Here is a 1586-nt window from a genome sequence, read left to right on the forward strand (position 1 = left end):
TTACAAATGCATGATCAACTACATAGTAAGCCACCAGAAGATGTAATGGCATATCTCAACCTCCGATCTTCTTTTTGCTGTTCCATGGTAGCACAGGAACTAGAAAGGTTGCAACAACAAGTGCGGCAAGAACCCCAAATCCGAGGCTTATGCCGAATGTGCTCAGAAGTTTTCCCCTAGCAAAAATGAATGAGAAGAAGGTTAACATGGTCGTTGCCGAAGACATGGTTATTGATTTGAAGGTTCTGGCCAGCTCTGTGTTCTTCTTCTCCCTGGAACTATGCATTACGTAAACAAGTGAGTCTACACCAATTCCGATTATCAGCGGGGCAGAGATTACAGTGACAAAAGTCGTCTCAATTCCCATCAATTCCATTAAACCAAACATCGACATAAGAATTCCAACCATTAAAACTAATGTCTTGAGTCCATCTATGATGGACTTTCTTTCGATAGAAACGACGACAAAGATTGCCACGAAGGCAACAAGACATATCGGAAGAGAGATGATTCTCACAAGGTCCATCAGGTAATGGAAGACTTTGGGATACCCTCCGAAAGAAGCTCTGAGTTCAGGGCTGAGACTGTCGTAAATAATCTTTATGACGTTGTTTCTATAGATTGTCGATGATGGTTCGGAATTCAGAACAAAATACGTCTCACCACTGGCAGCCTTGTAAAGAAGCTGATCTCTCAAGCTTTCCGGTATGACCTCGGTAGCAAGGTCGATAAGATCATTCGACCCTTCAATGGATTCCGCTCTGTCAAGGAGTTCTACAACGAAGTCGTAGTAATTTGCTTTCTTGAAAACGGCCTCAATTAACGGAGAGTCCCTCAGCGCATCGATTTCTCTGGTAACTTGCTGCATCTGGTTTATGTAGTCTCCCTCTCCTCCTTCGATAACAGAAAGTATTGAGAAGGAGCTCTTGAAGTTCGGGTTTTGATCGATTTCCTCATGCGCCCTTCTTAAAGAATCTATATCAGGAAGTATAAATGGCACCGTGTTTATAATGCTTCCCCCGAAGGTTCTTTCAATTAGGGTGGGGACTGCAATCTGTTCTGAGTCGGTTGACATCAATCCAGGTGGAGTATAGGAAAAGCTTCTTATATTGTTCAGACCAAGATAGCTGAGCATCAGAATAAGCATGAAGACAACTCCTCCGAAAACGACGCCGAATCTCAAGATTACCTTCGAGATTCTCAGGAAAAACCTGTCGAGCAGGTGGATGTTTGCCTTCCTTCCCGGATTCATTACGGTCTTGATCGAAATTGCCGGGAGATAGACTGTCATTACAATAAAGAAGACAACAATACCGATTGCGGAGAGAATCCCCAGCTCCCTAATGGCCGGTGAGTTAATAACTGCAAGAATCGCGAACACCAGCGCGGTCGTGATCATACTTGCCGATAGAGGCTTTATGAGCGCTTTGTAAGAGTTAAGCAGAAGAGATACCGGATTCTTTTCTCTAGTAGCTCCGTCTGATAATCTCGTGATCATGTGAATTCCGTAGTCGATTCCCAGTCCAAGGGTTATGGCCGTTACGAAAGTGGTAATAATATTCAGCGAACCGAAGATCATATATGAA

At 43.6% G+C, this 1586-nt stretch carries 1 protein-coding gene; it reads right to left on the minus strand.

Annotated features, from left to right (window positions below; genetic code table 11):
- Positions 1 to 55 precede the first annotated feature (55 nt).
- On the minus strand, positions 56 to 1586 hold a 1531-nt coding region (locus tag ENN47_09100; protein ID HDP78320.1), incomplete at its 5' end, for an RND transporter.

The organism is Mesotoga infera (assembly GCA_011045915.1).
In the GTDB taxonomy this organism is placed as follows: domain Bacteria; phylum Thermotogota; class Thermotogae; order Petrotogales; family Kosmotogaceae; genus Mesotoga; species Mesotoga infera_D.